A 23,344-nucleotide genomic window follows, 5' to 3' on the forward strand; every position below is an offset into this window, starting at 1 on the left:
AACTTAACCCGTTAAAAATTGAATGAAGCAGACAGTCTGAATGTCCGAGGTTCACTTAATACAAGGTAGTTTGAGCCAGGGAAGCCGCCTACCGACGCCCAGTAATTATTGTCAAAGACGTTATTTACACGAGCGCGAAGTGTGATGTCGGTCATTCCTGCAAGGAAGCTGTAACGGACGCCTAAATCGAAACGATTAGATGCATCGACTTCAAGGCTATTGTCGGCACTGGCATATTGTTTCGACGTATAGGCCGCACGTGCATCGACAGTAAGCCCTGGAAGGGCATCAACATCCCACTCAAGATTAATGTTAGCTTGTAAATCAGGAACACCAATGGCCGTTTTGCCATCTAGTGTACCGTCTTGAGTTTTCGTCATTTCCGCATCGAGCCAAGTGAATCCGCCCAAAATACGTAAATTTGAAGTTGGCATGCCAAATACGCTTAACTCAAGCCCTTGGTTTTGCTGTTCACCATCGGTACTGAAAACATTGTCTTCAACAATTGAGCTTTGTTTTGAGGTATTGAAAACACTCAATGAACCACCGTATTGCCCAGCATCATATTTCACACCTACTTCTATTTGCTCGGCGCTGTATGGGTCAAAAACTTCACCCGCGTTTTCAATTGGTTCACCACCGCTTGACGCAGGCGCTACCTCACCAGGAAGCAGTCCCTCGATATAGTTGGCGTAATAAGACACCTGTTCTGACGATTTATAAACAATGCCCACAACCGGCGTGAATTGAGATTCGTCGTACCCTGACAACTCATCACCTGTATTGTAATCAAACGTGCGGGTTTCAATGTTTTGAACACGACCACCAAGGGTTAAGAGAACTTTTCCATCGTTAAACGAAATCATGTCTGCAAGAGCAAAACTTGAAAGGTCTGTTTTTTCTGTGATTAGTGGGTTGCTAAGATCGCCACCAATAAAGAAATCAGCATCGGGCATGGTTGCCGTTACCGGATTATAAATATTTCCAGCAAAGCCGCTAAAATCAGAAAACGCATAGGCATTTTCAGATTCTAGAGAAAACGTTGATGCAGACGTAATGATCGTGTGTCCCACGCTTGCGGTTTTGAATTCGATATTTAGGCCCACTTCACCTGAGCGAATTTCATCATTTCGAACGTTATCAAAACGGTAAGCGGAAAAGTCGCCATTTGCTTCTGCCTGTCTAGGGTTAGCAAACACATTATCTTCTTCACCAGATCTGAAACCATACGCCGCCCATGCAGTGATGTTGTCGGTAAAATCGTATTCTCCACGAACCGCACCGAAAAATTGACGCTCGTTAGTGTAAGTCCACTCTTGGGCAAAATTGGTGTCGCTGTCAGGCGCTTCTGGAATTGCACTGCCAGGAGTGACTGCAGGGCGTGGTGAGTCAACCTGATGGTCTTGGTAGCCCAAATCCAAAGAAAGACGGAAGTTATCGCTATCGTGATCAATGCCAATAGCAGCAACGCTCAATTCACGATCTTGGTTATCGATGCTTGTTTCGCCGCCTCGTTGTACAAAATTAGCTCTTACGCCGGTACTTTGGCTGTCGTCGCCAAATCTGCGGCTTACATCTGCTGCGCCATACCAATGTCCTTGAGACTCGTATCCAAGCGTTACACGGTTTAATGGGTCATCGCCCGCGCGCTTAGGCACTATATTTACCGAACCACCTAAGCCGCTCCCTCCCGGTGCTGCGCCGTTTAGAAATGCACTGGCGCCACGGAAAACCTCAACGCGTTCTGACAACTCGGCAGCAACATATTGGCGAGGTAAAACACCGTACAATCCGTTGTAAGTCATATCGTCAGAATAAACGGGAAACCCGCGCATTACGTATAGCTCTTGAAAATTACCGAAGCCTTTTGCCACACGAACCACCGGATCGTTTTGCAATACATCGGCGATACTTCTTGCTTGCTGTTCCCTTATGATGTCTGCGGTAAAGTTGGTGCTTGCAAATGGAGAGTCCATCATGTCGAGATTACCTAAAATACCCGCACGACCACCGCGAGATACTTGGCCTCCTGCAAAGCTATCTCGTAATTCAACCTGAGATGCATCAACAGTAATATGCTCAATGTCATCATTATTATTATTTTTTTCTGTCTGTGCATATACAGGCGCGCCTGCACACGACAGGCCGATCATCACGGCCAAGGCACTTTTAAGCAAATTCATGGGAGCTCCAAAAATCAAAAGACAACGAATATGATAACTATTTACATTTTAAAAAGGCAGGATATGTTCCTTTAAAATATGCATTTCGTCTTTTATTTGAAGAGGACTATCGTGCTTTGTGCCTAGATTCTAGGTAAAAGTCCGCACACGCTGCTATCCATGCAACGTGGTTGATGGGGCAAAGAGAGTGAAATTATTTTGACTCGAGAAGTTTAATCCAGTGATCAAATACGCCTAGATTTTCGAGAATGATCTTAAAACACATTAGTATAGGCACGGCAAGTAAAACGCCTACCACACCCCATAGCCAACCCGTTATTGCTATCCAAATTATGATTATTAATGGGTTAAGCTGCATACTTCTTCCTAGCACCGCGGGCGTGATGAGCTGTGATTCAATGATATTCAATATTAAAAACAGACCCGCAGGCAGAAATGCACTGCTGGTAAGCCCAAACTGCACAAGCCCAACTACCAGCAATACCACGCAGCTCGCCACACCACCCAAGTAAGGGACAAAGTTCATCAGCGCAACCAGCGCTCCCCAAAGTAACGCATCGTCTATTCCTAAATAGTAAAACACGCCTGCTGTAGCTAATCCTAAGCATGAGTTTATGATGCTGATGGTGACGATATACGAAGACAGCTCCCTTTGAATTTGATCTACCAATACCAGCGTTCGTCGCTTGTTAGTAACTATGGGGAAGTCTCTTACAAAAACATTGAATAGGTTGGGGCCAAAAACCAACAAGAAGAAAATTAAAACGATACAGGCGAGCACCTGTGCCAGTAAAAATGGCGCGTTACTGAAGAGTGTGAGCCCAATATCTATTCCGCTTTGTTTAATTTTGTCCGTCACAGAGTTTGTATTGTCTTGTGATGGAGAAAGTTCAGGTGTCTTCTCATCGTCACCAAACCAGCTAAAGAATGAACGTTCTTTTTCAACGGGTTCAGCTGGAGGCGTTGCATAAGCGTCGATGTTGCTGCTTATCTCTTCAATTTCTTTGGATATCTCGGCAGCAATTTTGGGGAGAGATTGCATCCAGCGTTCTGCCGGCTCAGCCAGCTCTATACCTAAAAATGTAAACGGCGCGACCAGCAAAATAATCAGGGCTCCTGCAGACAGTGTGCGAGGTATGAATAACTTGCGTGCGAATGCGACAAGAGGGCTCAAAAGCAGAGCAACAAAGGCGGAAAAGAAAAGAGGAACAAGTAAAGACTTGGCAAGGTACAACGTATAAATGACAGCAAAAATCACAAGAATATTTAGCAGTCTGGTTTGTTGGGCTATTTTGGGGAACTTCCCAGCATACTTCCCGTTCCCTTTATCTTGATTCGAGCCAGCGTTGTCCATGTCTTAGCCTTGGTAGAAAGTGATCTTGGTAGAACTTTTACTAGTAACAGCGTAAGTGTTACGAAAATTTAATCATTTAAGTTCACTTACCGCACCGCTAGAGAAGTCGCTTTGTACTGCTTAACGTAAATCGTTAGCTAAATAGTGATTTCTACTTTAGTATAATTTTTTCTGCATTATTTGAGCGAATTATGTCTGAGCCAATAAGTAAGGCTTCATCTTCTTTTACCGACGACATCCCCTTTCAAGCTCTTATAGAAAATATAACTGATGCGGTGATATTTGCCGATGTTAAAGGCAACGTTATTTACGCTAACCATCAGGCCCGTTCCATCTGTGGTGTAGACAAAACTGATCTTTTCGACAGCTCGGTGTTTAGTTTGTTTCCTCAGTCGCAAGTACCGAATATTACTCAACAGTTCGAACTGGCAGTAAAACAGGAACCCGGTAAAACAACGGAAATTCGGTTTGGTATTGACCACGCCTGGTTCAAGCTCACCATTTTCCCCGTTGCGGCAGGTGTAGTGGGGTTTTCGTTTCATGACTTCTCTATGAAGCGCAGGCTACAGATCATTTCTCAGTCTCAAAGAGATGCCATGAGACTCGCGTTATCTGGCGCTACACTAGAAGATGTGTTGACCGTTTTAGTCAATGCAGTAGAAAAGGTGACAGATTTTCAAGCTGTAAGTGGAATATCCTTGGTATCTGAAGATGGATTATCACTCATTAGCGCGGCTGCACCGTCGATGCCAGAAGAAACTAGGCGGTACTTCAAGAATATTACAATCGATGATCTAACGCCGTTAGGAAAGTGTTGTCAAACTCGTGATGTGGTGAATATTCACATCAACGCCCAAACTGATTCGAGTGATTTTAGTCTCTCCACTCAGGCATTAGGACTTCAATCATTTTGGTGTCGTCCCATTTTATCTGCAGAAAGTCGTACGGTACTGGGCACTTTCTGTTTATTTCATCGCGAGCGATTTACCCCATTACCCGATGACATTGACGTCATTAATGCACTGTCTAAAACCGCTGCAATCATTATCGAGCGCAACAACGAAAATCGCGCTCGACGGGTTGCCGAGTCGGCGTTACTGGAGAACATTGAGTCTTTTAATAAACAGCGCAGGCTTTACGAAACGGCTCTGTCGAATACGCCCGATTTGCTTTATATCTTCGACCTTGAGGGGCATTTTACGTATGCCAACGACGCGTTACTGCAAATGTGGGGGCTGAGTTGGGACGAAGCGATTGGCAAAACATGTTTAGAGCTTGGGTACGAACCTTGGCATGCAGATATGCACATGAAGGAGATTCGTCAGGTAATTGAAACAAAGCAACCAATTCGTAGTGATGTTCCTTTTACCGGTACTCACGGTCGCCGTATATATGACTACATATTTGTTCCTGTTATTGGTGAAGACGGAAACGTTGAAGCCATTGCTGGTTCGACGCGAGATGTTACTGAGCGTAAACACGCTGAAGAAATGGCTAAGCGAGCAGAGTCTCGCAGACGCTTAGCACTGGAAGCATCACACAGCTTTGGTATTTGGGATTGGGATATTAAGCAAAACTTGTTCACGGCAGATGAGCGTTTGGGAGAACTCTTTAACCTCAGTAGCGATGAGGCTGAAAACGGTGTAGCCATTGAAGTGCCCAAACAATATATCCACCCAGACGATTTAGCAGCGTGTGAGGCTGCTATTTGTGAAAGTATTAATAACCGCACCCCATTTGATGAAGAATACCGTATCTTACAAAAAGACGGCACTGTCCGCTGGGCTTCATTTAGAGGACGAGTCATTTATAACAGCTCTGGTGAGCCGGAACGTTTTCCGGGAGTGGGTGTAGACACCACGAGAGAACGAAATGCGATAGACGCGCTTCAAGAGGCCGATCGCCGTAAAGATGAATTCCTTGCTACGTTGGCACATGAATTACGTAATCCGCTTGCACCAATTCGCAATGCGTTGGAAATTCTGCAGTCAGACGACTACAGCCAAAATCAGAAGAGTGAGGCATTCGGTCGAGTCGAACGACAAGTAACGCAAATGATACGGCTTGTTGATGACCTTATGGATGTGTCACGAATTACCCGAGGGAAAATTCGAATTCATCGAAAACCTGTGAACTTGTGTGAGATTCTGGATACGGCGATTGAGACTATTCAGCCCCTGATTGATGAAAAACAGCATACGCTGCTGGTGGAAAAAGTAGCAGAGCCCGTTTGGGTAAACGGAGACCTTATCCGGTTGTCGCAGATTTTCTCGAATATTATCAACAATGCTGCAAAGTACACTCCGCCGGGTGGCAATATCGAGGTCTGCATCAGTACTTGCGATGGCAAGGTTACCATTGCAGTTAAAGACAATGGAGAGGGCATTCCAGCAGACAAACTAAAATCGGTTTTCGATATGTTTACTCAGGTAGATGGTGCCCTTGAACGTTCTCAAGGCGGGTTGGGGATTGGCCTTACTCTAGTGAAGAAACTCACTGAATTGCACGATGGAACGGTAAATGTGCAAAGCGATGGCGTTGATAAAGGCACAACGTTTATCGTTACCTTACCCGTTTTAAGTAAAGTACCCAAATTAGCCAGTAAACCGGAAAAGGCCCATGACTTAGTAGACGCTACCGCTGAAAAGCTCAACGTTTTAATTGCCGATGATAATCAAGATGCCGCTATTACCATGGGATGGATATTGGAGGCAAAAGGGTGTCAGGTTCAAGTAGTGGAAGATGGGCCATCCGCATTAAAGGCTGTCGCGTCTTTCACGCCCGATTTAGTGTTGTTGGATATCGGCATGCCGGGTATGAATGGTTACGAATTATGTACGGCACTTCGTCAAAATCGCGCGTTAGCTGACACAGTATTTGTCGCGCAAACGGGATGGGGACAACCATCGCACATCCAGCGTTCGAAAGAAGCTGGATTTGACCATCACCTTGTTAAACCTTTGGATTTAAGCGACCTTGAACCTATCGTGGCAGAAGCTTGGCGAGCAAAGCGCAAACAGTAAATTATGTTGTCGATAAAAGTGAGCTGCTTTTCTCTGATTTTGTTGTAAATCGTTTCGCGTTACCAAACGGCACGATGCGCCATAGGGCTTTAAAGCTGTATTGGTTGTCAGCTATAAACCTTCGATGGTGTTACAGGTAACACATTCGATAATATCGCAACGGTGTTGTGATCTTTCTGAGTAAGAAAGGTACTACTAAAACCATGCACGGATTAATTTCTTAATGGAGAGTACTAATGCCCCGCATTACTCGTCGTCACTTCCTTCAACTAGCAGGTTCAGGTTTGCTGGTTGCGCACAGTCCTTATTTAATGGCACAGCCTTCGAAAAAGAAAATAGGGGTGGCGCTGTTAGGGTTGGGCAATTACAGCACAAATTTACTCGCCCCTGCCTTACAGGACACTAAACACTGTGAATTACGGGGGATAATCACGGGGAGCGAGAGTAAGATCCCGCAGTGGCAGCAAAAGTACGGCATTAAAGACAGTAATGTGTACACGTACAGCACCATGGCAGATGTTGCGAATAATGACGATATTGATGTTATTTACGTTGTAACGCCTACTGGCACACACAAGGATTTTGCGGTACAAGCCGCAAATACCGGAAAGCATGTGTGGTGTGAAAAGCCAATGGCCATGGATAGCGAGGAATGCCAAGCTATCATAGATGCGTGTAACAAAAATGGCGTGCAGTTGTCGATAGGCTATCGCATGCAGCACGAACCCAATACTCGCACTTTTCATCAGTATCTTGAAACCAAGCCGTATGGAAACTTGACCGCGGTATCGAGCTTCGCTGGTTATGCAGGACAAGGAAGAGCGCCTGACAACTGGCGAATGAAAAAGCACATGGGCGGCGGTGCACTCTATGATATGGGCGTTTACGCGATAAACGGCGCACGCTTTTTAACGGGCCGTGAGCCATTAGCGGTAACGGGAAGTCATCCACCACAGCGCTTTCCAGAGACGTTTACTGAGGTTGATGAAACGACCTTGTTTACGATGGATTTTGGCGACGGACTAGTGGCCGATTGCGGTACCAGTGTAGTGAAAGGGTTTAACCATTTTAAAGCTGATTGTGAAAAGGGCTGGTATCAACTTAAACCCATGCAGAGCTACAGCGGGGTAACGGGCACCACGTCTGATGGAAAAACGCTGGCTCCTATAAACGGTATGCAGCAAACGCTGCAAATGGATAACGATGCACTGGCCATATTACATGGACGACAACCTATGGTGACTGGCAATGAAGGTCTGGCCGATATCCGCATTGTGAACGCTATATTTAAGGCGGCGAGAACAGGGGAAACGGTAGCGTTGTAAGGCGCTTTTGCGCGAATACGCTACCGGACAGTGAATGCCATTTGCTCATTTTGCGACTGGGTCTACCAGACTTTTGTGTCTTAGCTACCGTTCATCAAGAAGGTTAATTAGCGCTTCCAAGTCCTTTTTGTCAGCTAATTCACTAAACCATTGGGATATTTCCGTCGCCTGAATTAGCCCCATTATTGCCCCCAATACAAAACCGCGGTGCACGTTGTCGCCCCCCACGTTGGTGTTCGCAATCAACGCCTTCTTAGGCGTATCAGCATAACGGTAAGCGAAGTACAAAACAGCGGGCCACGCGTCTGAGATATAACACGCTGGCGAATACATACGACCAACAATCTCGATATCGCTTTTGCTTTTTGCCGCTATCGCAGCCAAATTCATGTGTGCAGATTTACGGGCAATATCTTCTAAAATGGCCTTGGGTGATTCACCTTCGCGATGCACTAATTTGTAGATTAACTCAACATAGAAATCGCACACCGATGCTAAAGACTCATCCGGGTGAGTTAAATAAAGGTGACTACGACACAGACGTTTGATGTCCTCAAGGGCTGTGCTTTTGCTTGCTTCTACTACCGCCAGAGGTGTTACCGACACAAAAGCGCCTATTGAAGCCGTATCATGTGTAACCGCCCCACATTTGTGTGCTGGAGTACCTTGTTCTAAGTTCGCAAAAAAGCCTCTGTGATAAGACTCAGCGTATGTGTCAGGATGTTTGGGTTCATCAGCGCTCATAAAGCTAATATATTGAGTTAAAAACTCGTTTTCGTCATACCCTTTAAGTGCGCATGATAAAACGATACGCGCGCAATGTGCATTGAGTGTATTTTCTCCCGCTTTCATACCATGATGGTAATGAATGTTGTCCTTGCCCCAATACTGCCTTTTACCTTTGAGAATAACGTCGCCCACTATCTCTTTTTGATTTGCAGATGCCTTATTCGCGCGCCCACCTTGCTGCGTGGAATGTAGCGACATTATTGAAGACGGATGAAATGATGGCGCATCCTCAAATTGCTCTATCCCTAACGGAAATGCCTTATAAATATCTGCTGGGTTGTAATACCAATGTACCGGCATAGCCAACGCGTCGCCGATAAACGCGTTCTTGAGTGCCGCTTTTGCTCGTTTGATTGACAGTGAAGACATTTCTTTAAGCCTACCTCTTACGCAGTGCTGTGCGGGATTGAATAATCAAGTACCTTTAAATTACGCACTGTAGGTCGAAAATGATCGTTCTAATGCTCATCGAAAAGCGACTTGTTGCGGATATATTTTCGCATGTAGTGATAGGTAATTGGGCGTAACAACCAGCTGTGAAGCGACATCAAAAAGCGTTTATGGGTAGGCGTGTTTTCGTAAATTTTATCATCGTGCAGCCACAGCATCTTGCCAACGTGCCAGAAGTAAAAAGGGAAGGGCGGCATAAAGGTTATTACATCTAAATCGCAGCAAATGCGATACGTTCTATGGTGTAGCGTGTAGTGCTTATACCAAGAGCGCGTGCCCACTGCGGGCTGTCCGAAAGTCACTACCCTTTTTACTGATTTTGCGTATAAACGCTCAAAGTAATCAGCCATTAATACCGCTACTGCGCCGCCGGACGAATGGCCAATGAATGTAAAGCGCTTGCCTTGCTGCCTAAGTGGTTCAAGCACTTTTACAAGTAGCTCTCTCAGTGGTAATGCTTCATTGGATGTCTTAGTGCTGGAATACATAGGTTGAGCCAATAGCCGCGCAAACCCCCAGTGGACCCAGAATTTTCTGTTTAACTGATTGAGTTTGTTTGGGATGAAGAATAAATTCGCTAGCCAATCTCTTACCCCCAATGATCCGCGAAAAACGATAATGACCTCTTTTTTATTCTCGACCCACAAAATTCTTACGCTCATTCTTCCGTACTTATCGACTAGCTGGCGTTCATAAAAAGGATCTAAGATTTTTTGGTATTGCTCGTCGGCATCAGGGTAGGCGAGTTGGCAGAGAATGGCATATCTTTCATATTGATAGCGTTTCAATTTCTTCATGAAAACTCGTATTGGAGCATTTAGCGTTTTTGAAGCTGAGCCGTTGAAGACTCTTTCACTGGATACTTCACGCTACAGGGAGTTTATTTCAGTGTTATGACGGGGCGCGTCATTTTTCTTTAAATGTCCGTACTCTTTGTTGTGTCACCTTGATGTAGAACCACTTCACCTGCTGTAACACGCCTTGATTACGAACATTGTAACTCTGGCTGAGGGGGGGAATTATCTATGCGGACTGGTATTATTCCACATCCCAAGAATATTTTTCTTTATATCGGCTATAGCGCCTTTGGCTATCTTCTTTTCACTGGCTGAAGCAGTGCGCTTAGGGTAAGCGATGGGTTCCATGCAAGCGCAAACAGCATCGGTTAAGAAACGGCTCTTGGCACCGTATACATGCTTGTCACCAAACTTTTGTTGTTCTGGCACCCAATATTTCAGAGGCTGAATCAAGCTTAGTTCATCTTTCGCTCGTGTTATGGCTACGTAAAGTAAGCGTCGCTCCTCTTCAAGCGCACGTTTATCACCCGCTGCGTACTCGTTGGGAAAATTGCCATCGGCAACATTTAGCACAAATACATGCTTCCACTCTTGCCCTTTAGCGCTATGCACCGTCGATAAGATAAGAAAGTCGTCATCAAGCAAAGGTTTGCCCGCCAGATCACCTGTGCTCTGCGGTGGATCTAGTGTGAGTTCAGTTAAAAATCGCTCTCTCGATGAATACTGCCCAGAGATCATTGTGAGCTGTTCAACGTCGCCATAGCGAGTGAAATGATCGTCATAATTAGCTTCCAATAAATCTTTGTAAAACGCTGCGATGGCGCTTGTTTGCTCGGTCCATGGAATGTTGTTGTGGTGCACGTTATCTAGCAAATCAACAAGAGAAAGAAATGAAGGCTTCGCGGACTCTGAAAGTGCGAAGCTGCGCAATTTACCCAATGCAAAGTCGTGCTTTTCTAAATTGTTAAACACTCTCTCAGCTATCTTTGGACCTATGCCTGGCAATAACTTAAGCACTCGAAAGGCTGATATTTTATGTTTGGGGTTGTCTGCCCAACGTAAAATGCAAAGCATGTCTTTTACGTGAGAAGCCTCTAGGAATTTAAGGCCACCGTGTTTAACGAAAGGGATATTACGTCGAGTAAGTTCAAGCTCTAGACGATCGCTGTGATAACTTGAACGAAACAACACCGCCTGTTGTTTTAAATCGACCCCTTCTTCACGAGCTGCTAAAACTCGCTCAACAATATACTCTGCTTGGAACATGTCGTTTTCAACGGTTACCCACTTAGGCATAGGGCCGCTTTTACGCTCGCTGAACAACGATACCTTGTAGCCTTCGTCGCTTTCTGAAAGAAGGGTATTAGACAAGTTCAATATGTTCGGATGTGACCGATAATTCTGTTGTAGCGTTATCACATTGCCAGGCAAGGAAAATGCAGTTGGAAAGTTAAGGATATTGTCTACCGTTGCTGAGCGAAATGAGTAGATTGATTGGGCGTCATCGCCTACAACGGTAAGGCCTTCACCGGTTGGGAAGAAACCTTTTAGAATGCCAGCTTGAAGAACGTTGGTATCCTGATATTCGTCTACCAACACATTGTCGAATTGCTCTCTTACTTTTTGAGCAATAGCGTCGACCTGCGCCATGTGAAAACAGTAAAGCAGTAAATCGTCATAGTCTAAACTCACTTGTTCAATTTTAGTTTTCGCATAGTGAGCAAACAGTGTGTTCAGCTCTTCTTCCCACTCGCTACAATAGGGGAAATGAGTATCGAGTATGTCGATAAGCGGTGCTTGCGCGTTCACGCAACGAGAGTAAATGTCTAAACACGTTTTCTTTTTAGGAAAGCGCCGATTGACACCGCTAAAGCCAAGTTCGTGACGAAGCAAGTCAAGCATATCCGCGCTGTCGTTACGATCCATAACCGTAAAGTCGGGATCTAAACCAATGAGTGAAGCGTGCTCTCGTAGCAGTCGCGATGCGATTGAATGAAAAGTGCCCATCCAAGGAAGTGTGACCGGATGATACGCCTTTTGTTTCTCACGCAACGTTCGCTCTATTATGCGGTTCGCCCGTGAACTTAATTCCGACGAAGCCCTTCGCGCAAACGTCATCAATAAAATTCGTTCTGGCGCAACACCATGCAATATTAGCTGTGCTGTTTTGTGAGCGAGAGTGTTAGTTTTACCTGTGCCAGCGCCTGCAATAATTAACAGCGGGTGGTGCGTTTCATCGCTCAGCTCCGTTTCGCCCGCTCCTACGGAACTCAACCCGTAATTCACGGCTTCTTGCTGCTGCGGGTTTAATTCAGAATGAGAGAGCATAAAAAATCCTATTGAAGAGCACTTCAATAGGATAAATTAATGTACTGTATATTTAAACAGTTTTGTGTGGTGTTTAATTTTCTACCTCTGGAATTTATGACGCTCTTTCGGGTTTCACATTTCATCCATTAATACTTTAGCTTTTGAAGTCTTGTCAGGAACGCAGGCCTATAGGCCTGCTTTAGTATCTGTTTTCAAAAAGTAGACATCATCCGTCTTTACTTTTACTCAATTCTGCAAGGAAAGGTTGGAAATTCGGACAAGATAGAAGCAACTCCTGTAATAAACTAATTGAACGAATAAATTCATTAAGCTGCTCTGGAGAATCATGTAACTCAGAGAAAAATGCATCCATGCGCATCAAAACAGCGAAAGGGTGATAAAGGTTTACTTCGGCATTTGTATCAGCGCTCAAATTATCAATCACTTTCCACTTATTATCATGGGGCGAATAACTAACGTTCGATGCATTTAACTCGTTAATTCTTTCTGCGATCTCGCTTCTAAGCCCTTTAAAAGTAGTGCTTGATTGGAGCGAGTTATGTAACGATTTTTGAAAGTCGAAGATTAATCCGACGTGCATGTGTTTGCCCGTTATGTGTTCAAATTTATGGTCAGCACCATCAGCCAAAAAGCCGCAGAAAATACCTGGCTTCCAATCAAGCTTCTGCTCATTTCCAAAACTACAAAACTCTATTCCAATTCGACGCTCAACAGCGGAAAGTCGATCTTTTACAGTAGGTGCCAAAAATTGGGCTAGAGGCCAAAGGATATGTTCAAGAGAGGCTTGCTTGATAAGCGAGCGCATTTGTTCTTCTAGCTGTTTAGCTTCAAGGTAATGCGTAATAGCCAATTGATTGATAGGAGATATCTTACCCAATCCCTCTGCTTGAAGAAGTCCTTTGAAGGACTCCAAGTACCATTTGGCTGTTTCATTTTTTAAAGGCTTAATTTTACCCAATAGTTCGTGAATATCATGCCAACAAATAGCGCAGTCGGGGTTTTGTTTATGTTGATACTCTCGTGCAGTTATAAGAACAACGTGATGATAATTGAAATGTTCTTCAGCATAGGCTCTGTAATTATCGAGCTGAGAGTAACTCAATTCAGAATAGACTTTATGCTCGAAAACTATTACTACGTCGTCCCACTTAACAAGCATGTCAGGAAACTTTCCGTCGAAATTTGCTTGAGTTGTGACCTCATAGTTATTGGTATTGAACGCTTTTGGGAGCGCTGATTTTGAATTAATCTCTTCTAAGAGAGCTATCATAACCTCGCTGCTATTTTTCAATAAGTGCGCAAATGCCTCTGTTAAAAAGTTCTCTAATGGATCTGATTTATCTCTAGGTCGATACTTTCTTAAATTTACGAGTAGGTTGTCTTCCATGCTCTGGGCTCTTCCACATTATTTATTTAATTATCAAGTAACTCACAGAAAGCACCATTTTCATAAGTGCTTTCACCTCGCTCGCGAATACTTATTGCAACCTAACGATAAGAGTTAATGTATCCGGTAAATTGATTATGCGTTTGAAAAGTAAGATAAAAGTCATTAGTAAGCGATTCAAAAGACCGCATAGTGAGTATCTCTTTTCCATTTACATTTTTCGTCCTGTAATGAAAAAGTGTCGATAATGAGTTTTCTACTGCACTTGTTTTTAATAATAGTGCTATCAGCAAAAATTTTAAACGTAGCACATCTCTTCTCAAAGAGAACTCGTCCACGAGGGAACATCTGATACTCGGAATTCATAAGTGTAGGAAATTCTGGAAGGTAAGCTTTCTCGGTTTCCCAAACACTTATATGGCTAAAACATGTGTCGGCAATACCCAGACTACTGTACTTTGCTTTCGACAATAATATAGACCTAGATATTAGCCTTTCATGGTAAATCCAAAAGATACCAATACGTGAATTCGATGCTGTCATTTAAGTTGTCTTAATTTAGTTTTACACCCCACTGACACTTTTCATTTTTAGAACCCTCTTTAGATGTTACGTTTCGAAAGCCCCAAAAAAATGTTAAAACCGATAACCCAACATAAAAGCTGCGCTAGATTCATATTCATCGGCAACTTTCTGTATATTCACTTCAAAATCTAACGCGATGTTTTCGAAACCATATTGGTGCAAGCTAAACGATACTGCATCGATTGGCTCATCACTTCCATATTGGTTGTAGGTCCTACTTAAGTTAACCGCCAACTTACTATTCAGTTTTGTATATGCATATAGCCCAATAACGGGTTTGGCGTACACAAATGCTTCGTGCTTGTTAGCGCCTGCACCCACAATGATGTCGCTATACACCCCTAAACCTTGCATTACTTCACGTGTAAAACCTAAACCAAACTCCGATTGCACAGTGAGTTTGCGTTGTCGCTCGCCGGTTAGCACGCGATTTATTCCAATGTTAAATGATGATGACCAGTTGCTTATATTTTGTGTAACAGGTACCCGTGACACCATTTGGTAAAGCATGGCCTTGTCCACATAGATATCACCTAAGTTGCTTTGCTCTAAACCAACTCTGAACTCAACGTCGGCCAAGATAAGCTCGGTTTCACCAATCATGCTCCTGTTGTCGTCGGCTAGCCTTCTTGCAACAGGAAAGGCACGAAACGCCATGAACGAACGGCTGTCTTGATGAGTGAAACCGGCAGCAACATAACCTTCTTGCTGGCGAGAGGAAGGAACGGGGAGCTCAGACACGTCTAAAGAAAGGTGCTTATATTTAGCATCAAACGCTGCAATTTCAGCGGAGTTCTTTTGATATTTCTGTTCTGAAATTGTTTGTGCTGACCTAAAGTACTGATTAAGCGCCAGTGCGTATTTAGTTTCAACAAATGAAAGTGATAATGAATCTAGCTGAGCGCGAGCTAAATGCGAAGATATGGCATACGCACGTTTACTGCCGATACTTTCTTCTAACGTCGTTATTTCCCATTTGTTAGAAGGTACGAATTGGGTTGATGCAATGAGGGAGTTTGCTTGTGCAAACTTAACAACATCAAGAGGGGTCAGCCAGCTTGCTACCTGATTTAGATGAGCAGGACGAGCAATATTAACCAACAACTGAGTAACGGTCGCACAGTTGAATATATGAAAAAAATAAGCGGGGCTCTGCTGTCCCAATTCCCATATGTAGTCTTGCACAAAGTGGCGCTGTTGTTCGTTGAAATCTAGCGTATATCGCCAAATGTTTCTTTGCTCTTCATAGAGATAAAACTGCTCAAATTCTTGGTAAGGAGCAACCTTAAATACGCCTTCTTTTCCTGTCATCAATGTTTCGTACATGATGTGAGGAACGTTTAAAGAGTCTAGTTCTGTAAAAAACGTAATACCGTGCTTAACGGGAATGCCTTTATCGTTAGTTCCATCTAGCCGAAGCATAATATGTCCCATCATTGAGCTAGCAGATGTAACATTTTCTGAGGCGTAAATTAGCTTGATACTATCGGCCGGAACACTTTCTACAAATTTGCGATATTCTGCGCAGTGCTCGGCAGGGGTAATAGATTTAAATTCGGGTATGTAGCGCTTGAGCAGCCGTAAACGGGCAGGGTAGTTGCAAATGTTTTGGGTATTACGCTGAAAAAGGTCAACGGTAGCTTGCGCTTCGGCTAACGGGCTGATGAACGACTTTGATATATAAATAGAGGTGTCGTTAGTTATTGGCTTCCCATCTTTAAGTTGTAACAATAGGTGCCACAACAGGTCGTTAGCTATTTGCTGTAACGTTGCGCTATCAACTTTCGAGTAGCTAGTTTGAGTAACGTCACTGGCCGAGGAATTAGCTGCGAAAATCAAAAAAAAGGAAGCAAGAATGCTTCCTTTTAGAATTCGTGTAAACATATCTTATTTACAAGGTACGCTTACTGAATCTTGGTATTTCCACATTTTGTCTGAGCCGTAATCGGTAGACGAACCGAATACACCGCCACTAAGAATGTTGATGAAAAACGCAGATTCAACTTCTTTGTTTAGGTTAACGTCGGTACATTTTGCATCGTCAGCAACTAGCACTTTATCTTTGTTCTCTTTCTTAACAGTAACCACGCCAGGCACTGTTTGAGACATGCCGTCAACAGTAACTGTAGTCGTTTCACCGCTAGTTGTTGTAACGTTTATTTTGTGTGTTTCTTCGGTAAGAATGGTGGCACAACCTGAGGTAAGAATAAGGCTTGCAGCAGCTAGTCCAATTATTTTTTTCATTATATTTCCCTTTCTGATTTTGAATGTCGAATTTTCGACGAGCGTTAATATAATGTTTACGCTATAAAAATCAAATAAAGATTGTTTCTAAATTGGTCTGCTGGTGGGAAAGGACATATATAAGTAAGCGTATGCGCCGAGATAATAAAGTTAGTGCCAAGTAGCCCTGACACTAACTTCATAAGTGCGCTTATTTGTGCATACCGCGAATAGGGTAGTTGTTATCAGGATTACGAATCCAGCCCAAACCACTTACTAATGTCTCTAATTCAGGTCTAACAAATGGATTGTTAGAAATATCAGCGACGTGCACATTACCTTCATTGTTCACAACAAACAGCGCGGGTTCAGAAAATGGGTGATCAGTTTCTTGAGGCGACCTTGGATCAGAGATATAAACGCCTAACTCTTCCATTTGCTCCATCGTTAAGCCGTACGCAATTGGAAAGTTGATATCCAATCTAGGCAGGTGACTTTCAAGCTGCGCTTCACTGTCGCCAGACACTGCAATGATGTCTACGCCAATTTCGGCAAGATATTCTCTAACACTTTCGAGTTGATTGAGGTATCGAGTGCAAAGTGGACAATGCTGCCCTCGGTAAATCACCACCATTTTCCAATCAAGACCGTTCTCAGATATCGCTAACTTTTTAGTGTCACCATTTAACAGCTTTGCCGAAATATCGGGAAAAGCAGAACCTGCATGTAACTTATTGGTGTATTCAGTACTCATGATAATTCCTTAAAAATGCTTGTGAATGTGAGCTTCAAAACGTTTGAAATCGTTTTCCACATCGGCGTTTTTCATCACGTCAAAGCTTGCGAAAGTTTCCATTGGCTTCATGCCAAAGAACTTAAAATTCATATGCATTGGAAACAGTAAATCGTCTACAGATTTACCTTCAAAAAACTCTTCGCTGTCGTTGAATGACTCTTCTGGTGCATTGAAGGTTAAAGACATCATGTATTTAACGTTGGTAAGCGTACCGCCTGTGCCGTAGTTTTTCTTCGGTGATTCGGCAACGCGACCATCGCCAGCACATAAGGCGCCACCCATGCCCGCAGTGTAAACTTCATCCATGTACTTTTTGAATGACCATGGCACCCCCATCCAATTGATTGGTGCCTGTAGAAGAACGATGTCAGCCCACTGATGATGGGCCAACTGTTCTTCAACGTTGTGTTCTTCGGCCATTGTCACTTCGCGAGTGTTATAGCCTTTAGCTTCAAGCAGCGTTACTGCTTTATCGACGAAAGATGCGTTTAGCTTGCCTTCCGAGAAAGGGTAATACTGGTGTGCATTAATAATTAGTACATTACCTGTCTTTGTTGTGGTCATCTCAAAACTCCAAAAAAATTGAATAAAGCTTATTGCTTACCGGTGGTTTATTTTAGTGACCTTTATACTTTAAACAACTAGTGGTGTTTTGGTAACTATGTTGGGGACTAACGGGATATTGTATAAATTTATTTTGAATCAATTGGTTAAGTGATTAAAGAAAGTGAGTTACCTTTATAGTACTACTGCGTTAAATAACAAAGAGTCATTCGTTTAAGGAGATTGAGAGCTTTAAGGGTGACCATAAAATTGGATCCTTTAGCCATAGAAGAGAGAGCCGAAAAAGTTCTAGAACAACGCTTTAAAGAATGGGAAGCTGGATATAAGAAATGCGGCTGTATATAGATTAAAAAGTAGCTTGCAATAGATTAAGCTGAAAGCACTGCATTGCTATGTTCAAAGAAACGAAGTTAGTATGTTGCAATTAAAATAGGGACTTTTCTCAGTAATGGAAATTTCATTAGAAGAACAAAAAAGCCTACTAAACCAATTCCTCGAGCGCTGGCCAGTTGAAAAGATTAACCAGTTGACGTTAGAAGAATATATTGATGTAGATAATTATGACACTTTTGCCTATTGGTTAGAGCATAAAACGCGTGAATTAGGATCGATCAGAGGAGGTGATGCTTCTAAATTTGGAATTTATAAGCGAAAACAACCGCCCAAAGGTAACAGGAAGCACATCTCTCATGGAGAGCTTTATTCTTGGGTTAGCCGGTTTGGTAATTCAGAAGAAGACGCTTTTGAAAACGTAAAAGCTAAATTAATCGATATTATTCGACTAGTAGGGGCTGATGATCTTGAAGGTATTGATAATATTGATTTGGGGGATACACTCAAATGGAAAGTTGCTTTTCTTTATCAAAATCAGGGAACCCCAGCCCTCTTAAATATATTCAAACTTGAATCGTTACGACAGATAAGTAATAAACCCAAAGCAACTTTTCCAGAAGCATATCGATTACTGATGGCTGAGCGTGGAAGCAAAAACGTTATCGAATATGGCTTTGACGTGTATAAGCAGCATAAAGCAATGTTACTCCTTGACGATGACGATGACGATGACGATGACGTTGATGACGAAAAGCATTATCAAACAAGTAAATCTTCCGCAGCGCTTAATACAATTCTTTATGGGCCACCAGGAACGGGAAAAACTTATTCCACAATAAGCAAAGCAATTGAGATCATTGAACCAAAGTTCTGGGCCACAAATATAAAAAACAGAGCTGCTTTAAAACAGCGATTTGATGAGCTTGTAAAATCTAATCGAATAAATTTTGTTACTTTTCACCAGAGCTTTAGCTACGAAGATTTTGTTGAAGGCATCAAAGCTAATACCGATGAAAATGGCAAAATAAGCTATGACATAGAAGAAGGTATTTTTAAGCAAATGTGCGATGCTGCGTCGTCGCGTGTTGTGACTGAAGAGAGTGATCTCTCTATCGATGTCTCAAGTCGGAACGTTTGGAAAATGTCCTTAGGCAACACCCAAGGTGAGGATGCATATGTTTATGATCATTGTATTGAACATAATTATATCGCTTTAGGTTATGGCGGTACGATAGACTTTTCGGGAGCAGATTCCAGAAAAGAGATTACTAAACTATACCGTGATGCTGGCTTTACGATAGAAAACGAAAGCTACGATTACAACGTAACTTCTATCAACTACTTTAAAAACCATATGAATGTTGGCGATTTAGTCATTGTTTCAGATGGAAACCAAAAGTTTAGAGCCATAGCTGAAGTGACTAGTGAATATTACTTCGAAGAAAATGAAACTGGTCACTATTGCCAGCTAAGAAAAGTTCGATGGTTAAAAGTTTATTCCCCGTCTCTACCAACAAGTGAGCTATTCAGTAAAAATCTTTCGCAGCAAACTATTTATAGTTTAAAGCCACCAACTCTGGATTTAACAAAACTACAGGCTTTACTGACCGGGGGCGAAGCAAAAGGTAGTTTAGCGGTTGGATCGAACATCTCTGGATACGCAGTTACGTCGATAAGTAGTGAAGTCATTGAGTTTAAGAAACCTAATGGCTCTCGGTTACCGTTACCAATGAGTATTATTAATGAGCTCGTTGACTTGGTGAAAAATGGTAAAAGTACTACTGAAGACATAAAAAATAAGACGTTATTCGACAAAGTAGAAACGAACTTAGAGAAATACCTAGTTAATGGTTACAGCAATTTATTGGCTCAACTAGTTGCTTACATTATTGATAATGGACTTTCTTTTGGTGATCGGGTGTCCAGTGACAATAGGGTACTGATTATCGACGAAATTAATCGAGGGAATATAGCCAACATTTTTGGTGAGTTAATTACTTTGATTGAGCCGAGTAAAAGAGCAGGTGAACCAGATGCTTTATCTGTGACTCTTCCGTATACCAAAAAGCCATTTAGTGTGCCTTCAAACCTCTATCTACTCGGAACAATGAATACAGCTGATAAGTCGTTAGCTCAGGTAGACATTGCACTTCGGCGGCGGTTTGAATTTGTTGAAATGATGCCTGACTATGAGCTACTAAAATCAATCCCCAAAATTCAGGGAATTGATATTTCGCGCCTAGCTAAAGCAATTAATCAACGAATCGAATTGTTGTTCGATCGCGAGCACACTATAGGACACAGTTTCTTTCTTCCTCTTATTAGTGAGCCGACTATTGAGAAGTTAGGGGAAATATTTGAACTTCAAATCTTGCCTCTATTGGAAGAGTATTTCTTTGAAGACTGGGAAAGGGTTGGGCAAGTGTTAGGAGACCATCTCAAAGCCGCAAGTAATAAAGCTGAAAGCGATAATAGATTCATTATCGAGAAATATTCTACGAGCGAAATTGCAGAACTAATGGGAAGTGAGTGGGAGCCCAATGGGGTGCAGGCGTTTGTAAGAAATGATTATGCTTTGACCAATCCAGATGCCTATATAGCGTGTTATGAACCACGTTAAATCTTTTGTTCAGGTTAAGGAATATGGATTACTGGTAGAAGCCGGTAACAACGCTATACCTGATCATGCAGAAGTATCGACTTCGGCGTTTAATTGGTTGATGAGTAACGGCTTAAGCATAGCTGGTAGAGAGCTTGTTCGTGTAAAGCGAATGGGTAAGAAGCTCGCGTTGCAAGTTGTTAACTTTGTCGGTGTACTTGACACTCCGTGCGGTACACGTATAGAGATTCTGCCGAAAATCTACAGTGACCAAACGTCAATAGAGGCCTCAAGAAAAACGCTACTGAAAATGTTGGCAGTTGTTGAAAACTTAAAGCTAGAGCAATTCAATAATGCCCATCTTCAAGTGGTAAATCAGCCATTAATTGAAGTGCTGATTTCACAGTTTTTGTCACAGGTTTCTCTTCTACTAAAAAAAGGTTTGCGTAGTGAATATCAACGTGTTGATGCTCAAAGAAGCTTTTTGAAAGGACGGTTGAACACAGTCAAACAGATGCGACAACGGCCCGGAAGAGATCATATCTTTCAAATTTCCTACGATACTTTTTCTGTTAATAGAGCTGAAAACAGGCTTATTTTGTCTGCTGTTAATACTGTTTCGAGATGGACAAGAAGTTCACAAAATCAGCGTCTAGCGAGAGAACTTATCTTTGCCTTTGATGGTGTGAGTAAATCAAATAACCACAATGAAGATTTTAAGCGTTGGTCGACGGACAGAAATCTAATTCACTATCGAAATTTAGAATCCTGGTGCAAATTAATACTTTTCAACGAGTCTCCGCTTACCATGTCTGGCAATACGGAGGGGGTATCATTTCTATTTCCGATGGAAGTTTTGTTTGAGCGATATGTTGAGAAGAAACTAAGCAAATTATTACCGAATCACTTCTCAGTCAAAGGCCAGATCAAAGGAGAGTCACTCACAAGCCATAATGGACAAAATTGGTTCAACTTGCGCCCAGATATCGCTATTTATGACAATGGTGAGATAGCTGTTATTGTTGATACTAAGTGGAAGATAATTAACGAAAATCTTAATACATCGAAAGACAAATATTATCTAGCACAATCAGATATGTATCAGTTATTCGCTTACGGTGAGAAGTATCTCAAAGGGCAGGGCTCTCTAGTGCTTATTTATCCTAAAAATGAAAATTTTCTTGAATCTCTTCCATCATTTGAATTTAAACCAGGTTTACTTTTACACGTAGTCCCTTACGATCTAGACAAAGATGAGCTCCGAATAAACGCGCCTATACTTTTTTAACGACATTTCGATAACAAGTAGCGTAAAAAATCGTGAGACATGAATCGCTAACTAAAGAATAACTATGCTAATAGAGGGAACTGCACCGGAGTAGTAGTTGTTCTAATATGGTACGTAGCAAAAACTTTCTTCCAGACGCAAAAAAACCGACTCAAAAGTCGGTTTCAGTATCTACTTCGAAAAGAAGAAGATGGTACCAGTGGGCGGACTTGAACCGCCACGCTATCGCTAGCAACGGATTTTGAAAAGCTTGTGTTTATTTTAAATTTTTATAATCAATAACTTATTTGTTTTTTTGTGCACTTCGCAAATTCTTTGCAAATAAAGGTGCCAGCCCGTCCTAAATTAATACGCTGCAATCATACTAGCTCTAACTAGGTGACCAACCTTATGATGCCGCTTCAGTAATTAATATTCACATAGGGTCAACTCTTGACCCTGTATCCAATTATCATTCTTCAAAAATCAGTTAGCAGCCTCTCTTTTTAAGTTGCTGTGTAATAAATAGGATGGAAATGATAATGAAACATATAATAAAAGTGTTCGGACTGTTCAGTGTGCTTGTCAATTTGTCTGCAAACTCGTCAATTATTGACAGCCAATCATTCACACAGGACAGCTTCGTCGATACGAATACCGGATTGGCATGGATGGACTTTGGTATTAACAACGGTCAGTCATATAGTTACGTCGAGACCCAATTGGCTGATAATGGTGACTATTTTGGCTGGCGATTACCAACCACAGATGAAATATTTACTCTATGGAGTAATGTAGCTAACCTGGATAATGTTGAAGCCGATTACGAAGACCTAAACAAGTATGGTACCGGTCAATTTTATGCGTGGGATAACAATTCCCGTACGGTGGGCGGTGATGACTCCGTATGGGATGACGCTTTCTCAGTTATGGGTTATAACACTTTCAACAGCACAGACTTTGTAGAAAGAACAAACGCAATCGGTTTTTTCATGGGAGAGAACGGCTTAGCTAGCGTATCGCTTAGTGATGCAAAGAGTAAGACTTCCTATTACTTTACTTTTAAGGATGAAATCAAACTCCGGGACGATGCAGCTTATTCAGATTTTTATTTGAATTTGGCGCATGAGAATTACTCAACAATGTTGGTCAGAGAGGCCAGCGTACCTGAACCCTCAACTATTGGAGTCTTTTTTAGTGCATTAGCATTATTGAGTGTACGCCGTAAGTATCGCCAACGTTTTTAACCGAAAGCTTGATAAGATCAATGCTGCACGATTTAAAAAAGTTATTTTCTGAAAATTCGTTTTAGCAGATTATCAGTATAGATAATCTGCT

At 42.4% G+C, this 23,344-nt stretch carries 15 protein-coding genes; 5 read left to right on the forward strand and 10 right to left on the reverse strand.

The annotated features are described in order from the left end of the window. Positions 1 to 11 precede the first annotated feature (11 nt). Both AWH61_RS08265 and AWH61_RS08270 read right to left on the reverse strand, forming a co-directional pair. A complete protein-coding gene (locus tag AWH61_RS08265; RefSeq protein ID WP_075176776.1) occupies positions 12 to 2,183 on the reverse strand; it encodes a TonB-dependent receptor in 2,172 nt (723 codons plus the stop codon). Between the two features lie 193 nt (positions 2,184 to 2,376). Continuing rightward, positions 2,377 to 3,537 carry an AI-2E family transporter gene (locus tag AWH61_RS08270; RefSeq protein ID WP_075176777.1) on the reverse strand — a complete coding sequence of 387 codons (1,161 nt, stop codon included), beginning with the start codon at positions 3,535 to 3,537 and terminating at the stop codon, positions 2,377 to 2,379. A gap of 191 nt (positions 3,538 to 3,728) precedes the next feature. On the opposite strand from AWH61_RS08270, the gene AWH61_RS08275 reads away from it, so the two are divergent. After that, entirely contained in the window at positions 3,729 to 6,560 is a 2,832-nt protein-coding gene (locus AWH61_RS08275) for a PAS domain S-box protein (RefSeq protein ID WP_083605897.1), read from the forward strand. Positions 6,561 to 6,796: 236 nt separating this feature from the next. Then, entirely contained in the window at positions 6,797 to 7,885 is a 1,089-nt protein-coding gene (locus AWH61_RS08280; protein WP_075176779.1) for a Gfo/Idh/MocA family protein, read from the forward strand. Positions 7,886 to 7,969: 84 nt separating this feature from the next. On the opposite strand, the gene AWH61_RS08285 is transcribed toward AWH61_RS08280, so the two are convergent. The 8 genes from AWH61_RS08285 to AWH61_RS08325 form a co-directional block, all read right to left on the reverse strand. Beyond that, positions 7,970 to 9,043: an ADP-ribosylglycohydrolase family protein gene (locus tag AWH61_RS08285; protein ID WP_075176780.1), complete on the reverse strand. Its 1,074-nt coding sequence runs from the start codon at positions 9,041 to 9,043 to the stop codon at positions 7,970 to 7,972. A gap of 89 nt (positions 9,044 to 9,132) precedes the next feature. Further along, positions 9,133 to 9,921 carry a lipase family protein gene (locus tag AWH61_RS08290; protein ID WP_014950619.1) on the reverse strand — a complete coding sequence of 263 codons (789 nt, stop codon included), beginning with the start codon at positions 9,919 to 9,921 and terminating at the stop codon, positions 9,133 to 9,135. A 222-nt stretch (positions 9,922 to 10,143) separates the two neighbouring features. Next, entirely contained in the window at positions 10,144 to 12,249 is a 2,106-nt protein-coding gene (locus AWH61_RS08295) for an ATP-dependent helicase (protein WP_075176781.1), read from the reverse strand. A 208-nt stretch (positions 12,250 to 12,457) separates the two neighbouring features. Next, positions 12,458 to 13,639, reverse strand: a complete 1,182-nt coding sequence (locus AWH61_RS08300) for a PD-(D/E)XK nuclease family protein (RefSeq protein ID WP_075176782.1) — start codon at positions 13,637 to 13,639, stop codon at positions 12,458 to 12,460. A 636-nt stretch (positions 13,640 to 14,275) separates the two neighbouring features. After that, on the reverse strand, positions 14,276 to 16,108 hold the full coding sequence (locus AWH61_RS08310) for a lipoprotein N-acyltransferase Lnb domain-containing protein (RefSeq protein ID WP_249922620.1): 1,833 nt from the start codon (positions 16,106 to 16,108) through the stop codon (positions 14,276 to 14,278). 3 nt (positions 16,109 to 16,111) lie between these two features. After that, entirely contained in the window at positions 16,112 to 16,468 is a 357-nt protein-coding gene (locus AWH61_RS08315; RefSeq protein ID WP_014950617.1) for a hypothetical protein, read from the reverse strand. Positions 16,469 to 16,658: 190 nt separating this feature from the next. Then, positions 16,659 to 17,201 (reverse strand): redoxin domain-containing protein, encoded by a 543-nt coding sequence (locus AWH61_RS08320; protein ID WP_075176784.1) that lies wholly within the window; start codon positions 17,199 to 17,201, stop codon positions 16,659 to 16,661. A 9-nt stretch (positions 17,202 to 17,210) separates the two neighbouring features. Next, the gene (locus AWH61_RS08325) at positions 17,211 to 17,807 is read right to left on the reverse strand and encodes an NAD(P)H-dependent oxidoreductase (RefSeq protein ID WP_075176785.1); all 597 of its coding nucleotides are present in this window, start codon (positions 17,805 to 17,807) and stop codon (positions 17,211 to 17,213) included. Positions 17,808 to 18,255: 448 nt separating this feature from the next. Here AWH61_RS08325 and AWH61_RS08330 point away from each other — a divergent pair, with 448 nt between their 5' ends. From AWH61_RS08330 to AWH61_RS08340, 3 genes are all read left to right on the forward strand, one after another. Further along, positions 18,256 to 20,760, forward strand: coding sequence for a DUF8426 domain-containing protein (locus AWH61_RS08330; protein ID WP_075176786.1), 2,505 nt, complete (start codon positions 18,256 to 18,258; stop codon positions 20,758 to 20,760). Further along, on the forward strand, positions 20,747 to 22,027 hold the full coding sequence (locus tag AWH61_RS08335; protein ID WP_075176787.1) for an McrC family protein: 1,281 nt from the start codon (positions 20,747 to 20,749) through the stop codon (positions 22,025 to 22,027). The genes AWH61_RS08330 and AWH61_RS08335 overlap by 14 nt, the downstream gene beginning before the upstream one ends. A 521-nt stretch (positions 22,028 to 22,548) precedes the next feature. After that, positions 22,549 to 23,253 carry a PEP-CTERM sorting domain-containing protein gene (locus tag AWH61_RS08340; protein WP_075176788.1) on the forward strand — a complete coding sequence of 235 codons (705 nt, stop codon included), beginning with the start codon at positions 22,549 to 22,551 and terminating at the stop codon, positions 23,251 to 23,253. Positions 23,254 to 23,344: the final 91 nt, after the last annotated feature.

Source organism: Alteromonas sp. W12, assembly GCF_001924945.1.
GTDB lineage: Bacteria > Pseudomonadota > Gammaproteobacteria > Enterobacterales > Alteromonadaceae > Alteromonas > Alteromonas macleodii.

Coding starts and splice junctions, on each gene's coding strand:
- AWH61_RS08265 (WP_075176776.1), bottom strand. CDS start 2,183: ATGAATTTGCTTAAAAGTGCCTTGGCCGTGATGATCGGCCTGTCGTGT.
- AWH61_RS08270 (WP_075176777.1), bottom strand. CDS start 3,537: ATGGACAACGCTGGCTCGAATCAAGATAAAGGGAACGGGAAGTATGCT.
- AWH61_RS08275 (WP_083605897.1), top strand. CDS start 3,729: ATGTCTGAGCCAATAAGTAAGGCTTCATCTTCTTTTACCGACGACATC.
- AWH61_RS08280 (WP_075176779.1), top strand. CDS start 6,797: ATGCCCCGCATTACTCGTCGTCACTTCCTTCAACTAGCAGGTTCAGGT.
- AWH61_RS08285 (WP_075176780.1), bottom strand. CDS start 9,043: ATGTCTTCACTGTCAATCAAACGAGCAAAAGCGGCACTCAAGAACGCG.
- AWH61_RS08290 (WP_014950619.1), bottom strand. CDS start 9,921: ATGAAGAAATTGAAACGCTATCAATATGAAAGATATGCCATTCTCTGC.
- AWH61_RS08295 (WP_075176781.1), bottom strand. CDS start 12,249: ATGCTCTCTCATTCTGAATTAAACCCGCAGCAGCAAGAAGCCGTGAAT.
- AWH61_RS08300 (WP_075176782.1), bottom strand. CDS start 13,639: ATGGAAGACAACCTACTCGTAAATTTAAGAAAGTATCGACCTAGAGAT.
- AWH61_RS08310 (WP_249922620.1), bottom strand. CDS start 16,108: ATGTTTACACGAATTCTAAAAGGAAGCATTCTTGCTTCCTTTTTTTTG.
- AWH61_RS08315 (WP_014950617.1), bottom strand. CDS start 16,468: ATGAAAAAAATAATTGGACTAGCTGCTGCAAGCCTTATTCTTACCTCA.
- AWH61_RS08320 (WP_075176784.1), bottom strand. CDS start 17,201: ATGAGTACTGAATACACCAATAAGTTACATGCAGGTTCTGCTTTTCCC.
- AWH61_RS08325 (WP_075176785.1), bottom strand. CDS start 17,807: ATGACCACAACAAAGACAGGTAATGTACTAATTATTAATGCACACCAG.
- AWH61_RS08330 (WP_075176786.1), top strand. CDS start 18,256: ATGGAAATTTCATTAGAAGAACAAAAAAGCCTACTAAACCAATTCCTC.
- AWH61_RS08335 (WP_075176787.1), top strand. CDS start 20,747: ATGAACCACGTTAAATCTTTTGTTCAGGTTAAGGAATATGGATTACTG.
- AWH61_RS08340 (WP_075176788.1), top strand. CDS start 22,549: ATGAAACATATAATAAAAGTGTTCGGACTGTTCAGTGTGCTTGTCAAT.